Source organism: Desulfobacula phenolica, assembly GCF_900105645.1.
GTDB classification, from domain to species: Bacteria; Desulfobacterota; Desulfobacteria; order Desulfobacterales; family Desulfobacteraceae; genus Desulfobacula; species Desulfobacula toluolica.
Genome location: NZ_FNLL01000039.1, coordinates 1 through 3643, shown reverse-complemented (window position 1 = coordinate 3643; position 3643 = coordinate 1). Strand labels below are relative to the sequence as shown.

Here is a 3643-nt window from a genome sequence, read left to right as displayed (position 1 = left end):
AAAAGCTATTTTCTATATATGGTGACCGGGCTTGTCCAACAAACGGTTCAGATTGTGGTTCGCTGCGCTCACACAATCTAACCTTATTCGTTAGAGCCGGAAAACCCTAACCAACGTCCTGTTAACTTTTTTGAATTACCGATGCGTAATTGGAATGCACCACGGTATCCATGGTTGTCATTCTTATTATACCAAACTCCTGTGAGGTGAGACCCCTCAATCTTCCCTGTCATACAATATCTCTGATCTAATGCTGCATAGTCCGCATAGCAATAATCACTAAATTGATAGATCCGGGCTGTTTTATGCCGATCTTTAGCATCCTCAAAGTTTGGGCTTTCGCTTTCCCAGAAAACATCCCATTCACCTCTTAGATTAGGAGGGTTATCTCGGTATATACTTCTTACAGGGATTTTGCTTAGTAGCTTGATAAGAGGTGGCCAAAGCTTTATGTCCAGTAAAAGCTTCAGAATGAGTCCTATAATTAGTGGACTTGCACCTATAAGTAATGATGGCCAATTGATATTCATAATTTATCGTCTAAGGGGCGTAGAAATTTTAAAATTCACCAAATAGGGGGCAGGCCTATTGTATGATTTGGCAGCTCATATCAAGGTGCGCCGTGGGACAAAGCAGAAGGCTATTCATATGCTGAAATTTATTTTTTCCGAGGCCCTAACGTTTGGGTAACGGGCAGCAAGGGTTTCCAAAAAAGTCGATTGAAAGCACACCATTGAAAAGTTTTTCAACCTTTAAAAAGAATGAGACCCTTGCTGTCCGGTTCACCCGCCTGTTGGAAATGCAGGAACCACTTAAGCACCTGGACTAAAATTTTTTCCGATTTCAGCTTGGAAGAAGGCCTCTCAATCGGCGGAATCCCTTGCTATGTAGAGGACGGAACTTATGTTCGAGTACTTAGAAGCTATAAGCTTGAGTCTCTTGGGAAATTAATGGGCGTGACTTTCTTTCTCCAGAACTCCAGCCGCCCACTGGTTAATGCTTTTACCGCTGGCTTCTGCTGCAGAAGCCACTGCCGCATGTATCTCGGAAGGAATTCTTAGCATAAGATTGCCGGAATATGGCTTGTTAGGCTCTTTGCCAAGTTCGTTACAGGCAGCAAGGTAGTTGTCAACTGCCTCTTGAAAGGCTGTTTCCAACTCGGTGACAGATTCACCATGAAAACCAACAATATCACGGATGCCAATAATATGGCCGACAAAGATATGATCCTCAGAGTCAAATTCAACTTTGGCGAAATAGCCTTTATGATTCATCCCTTTCATGGTGTCTCTCCTATTTTCTTTATGAATTCACGAGCATCCTTAATGCGATACCTCAAAGCTTCCTTCTCAGGATGTGGTCTGTGAAAATATGCTCGAATGCCTTTTTTCTCAAAGGTAACGCTTGATCCTGCTCCCTCAATAACTCGGCAACCAAGTGCGATAAGAAGCGCCTCAATCTTGTTCCATTCCATATTCCCATTTACAGGGTCAGTGAAAATTGTTGCCAAAGTTTTTTGGTGTTTTGTTTTCATGCTAATATGATAGCGCATAATGATTGCATGTGCAAGCTAAAAATGATTGCATAGTACAATAGCTCAAAATCGGCAAGGAGGCTTTCCAACGGTTGGGTAACGGGCGGCAAGGGTTTCCAAAAAAGTTAATTGAAAGCACATCATTCAAAAGTTTTTTCAACCTTTAAAAAGAAGGAGACCCTTGCTGTCCGGTTCACCCGCTGGTTCGCCTTTTAGCTTTTTTTTAGGTAGTTTTTTAAATCTCTATAGTAATTTTGATGTGGGCCAATCATTATTAATTCTAAATTATCGCCCATAAAACGATATGAAAGCAAATATAGGATAGTTTTTATTTTAAATTTATGAACGTGTACTCCGCGAAGATCGCCTTTTTTTTCTTCACCAATAGAAGGTTTTTCGACAATTATTTGAATTTGTTCATCAAGGATTACTTTATCTTGCTTGCTGAATTTTTTAACTTTTCGCTCAAATGAACGGGACTGTAAGATTTTCATTGGCAATTATCCAAATTTATACTCTGATAATTCACCTTGTTCCAGTTCTGCAAGACCAACAAGGATATCCTTTACCAAGCTATATGTTAAATCAGGATTTTCTTCAGAACATTTACCAATTCGTGCCCAATGTTCAATTTGGCCAGTTAAAGAGCGTTTATCAATTTGACTATATATCTTAGCGTCTCGGACTAAATCGTCGGTTATTCTTACTGCGGTTGCCATTATAGTTACCTCCTTTAATGTCACTTTAAATGCGACAATAATATCATGCATTGTAGCATTATGCAATAAAAAATTGCTTTATGCATTGTGTTTGGAGGCGAACGTTTGGGTAACGGTCGGCAAGGGTTTCCAATAAAGTTAATTGAAAGCACATCATTCAAAAGTTTTTTTTAACCTTCAAAAAGAAGGAGACCCTTGCTGTCCGGTTCACACGCTGGTTGGCCTATTCTTATTAAAACAGCCCTCACCTTATTTTCGTGATGGGTGCTATATTACCTTTTTAATGCGCACTACATACTTAAGTTTTCGAAAAATAGTTCTTGACTTTTTTTGCCTTTAGTGAGTCGCCCTGTTTGAAGGGGTTGGTCTATTTTCTTCGGTTATGGCCGTTTAGCAAAAATAGCATTGCCCCATTAATTCAGAAAACCAGAACTTGTATAACTATTTGAAAATATTGAAACTTATAGTTATAAGAAAATGTCAAATTAAAAAATTCGAAAACTCAAGTACATAGAAGATAATCATTTTGCACTATTTTTTTGATTCAAAAACCTACTCACGTTAATTCGATAGAGTCCCTTGCGCAAAGACGCAATATATAAGTAATATTCTTTATCGATTTTTATTATTTTTATCTTACTAAAAGGCGCTCTTAGATGTGATGAGTACGACACTTCTCCTATTTTTTGCAAATCACCTGTTGCATAGTTTATTATTGCAATCGTATATAAATACACAGAAAAGTGTCTTGACACCTTGGCTTCCATTTCTAACAACAAACCCATATCTCCAAAAAGAGGCTTTGAAATTAAATAATAAGGACTTTCAAAAAAACTCTTTTTTTCTGTGGTAATAATTCCTGATTTTAAATTTAAGTTTGCAAATTTAAAAATTTTACCATGCTTCTTTTTGTATTCAGTAGCAAAAATTCGGAAATTATCATTATCATTTTTTTCCAAAACAAGAAAACTATTCCTCCAATCTCCATCTATTTTGTACTCTCTGTTGATTTTATTAGCGCCACAGTCGTACTCAATGAACCACGAAGACAGTCGTCGTCTATTAGGGGAAAGAGTAAGGTAAAGTTTATTGTTTTTTAATGTAGATATCCCCGCATATTTATTGTTTTTTAGACCATTTAATTTTATCTTGTTTATTTCCCTATTGTCTTTTAAGGAATAATGAATCCAGTAACAATTGAGGGCTCCAACAAATATGCTGAAATTAGTTCCAGTAAAATGAAGATTGTCTGCTTCGTCAAAACTTATAGAGTCATAATATTCATATTCATCTAATATAGTGGACCCCGAAAACTGGACAATGTGTTAAGATAAAATATAACAGTCCAGAAAGGGGATATTTTGAAACGAAAAAACTACAGTAAAGAATT

General features: G+C 37.1%; 6 protein-coding genes. All 6 read right to left on the bottom strand.

The window, feature by feature from the left end:
• Positions 1 to 83: 83 nt before the first annotated feature.
• Entirely contained in the window at positions 84 to 530 is a 447-nt protein-coding gene (locus BLT94_RS21595) for a hypothetical protein (RefSeq protein WP_092238820.1), read from the bottom strand.
• Between the two features lie 417 nt (positions 531 to 947).
• Complete coding sequence (locus BLT94_RS21590) at positions 948 to 1283, bottom strand: type II toxin-antitoxin system HicB family antitoxin (RefSeq protein ID WP_092238817.1); 336 nt, start codon at positions 1281 to 1283, stop codon at positions 948 to 950.
• A complete protein-coding gene (locus BLT94_RS21585) occupies positions 1280 to 1534 on the bottom strand; it encodes a type II toxin-antitoxin system HicA family toxin (protein ID WP_014957528.1) in 255 nt (84 codons plus the stop codon). The genes BLT94_RS21590 and BLT94_RS21585 overlap by 4 nt, the downstream gene beginning before the upstream one ends.
• A gap of 212 nt (positions 1535 to 1746) precedes the next feature.
• Positions 1747 to 2028, bottom strand: coding sequence for a type II toxin-antitoxin system RelE/ParE family toxin (locus tag BLT94_RS21580; RefSeq protein ID WP_092238814.1), 282 nt, complete (start codon positions 2026 to 2028; stop codon positions 1747 to 1749).
• A 6-nt stretch (positions 2029 to 2034) separates the two neighbouring features.
• Positions 2035 to 2253 (bottom strand): TA system antitoxin ParD family protein, encoded by a 219-nt coding sequence (locus tag BLT94_RS21575; RefSeq protein ID WP_041279536.1) that lies wholly within the window; start codon positions 2251 to 2253, stop codon positions 2035 to 2037.
• A gap of 521 nt (positions 2254 to 2774) precedes the next feature.
• Complete coding sequence (locus BLT94_RS21570; protein ID WP_092238811.1) at positions 2775 to 3212, bottom strand: hypothetical protein; 438 nt, start codon at positions 3210 to 3212, stop codon at positions 2775 to 2777.
• Positions 3213 to 3643 lie beyond the last annotated feature (431 nt).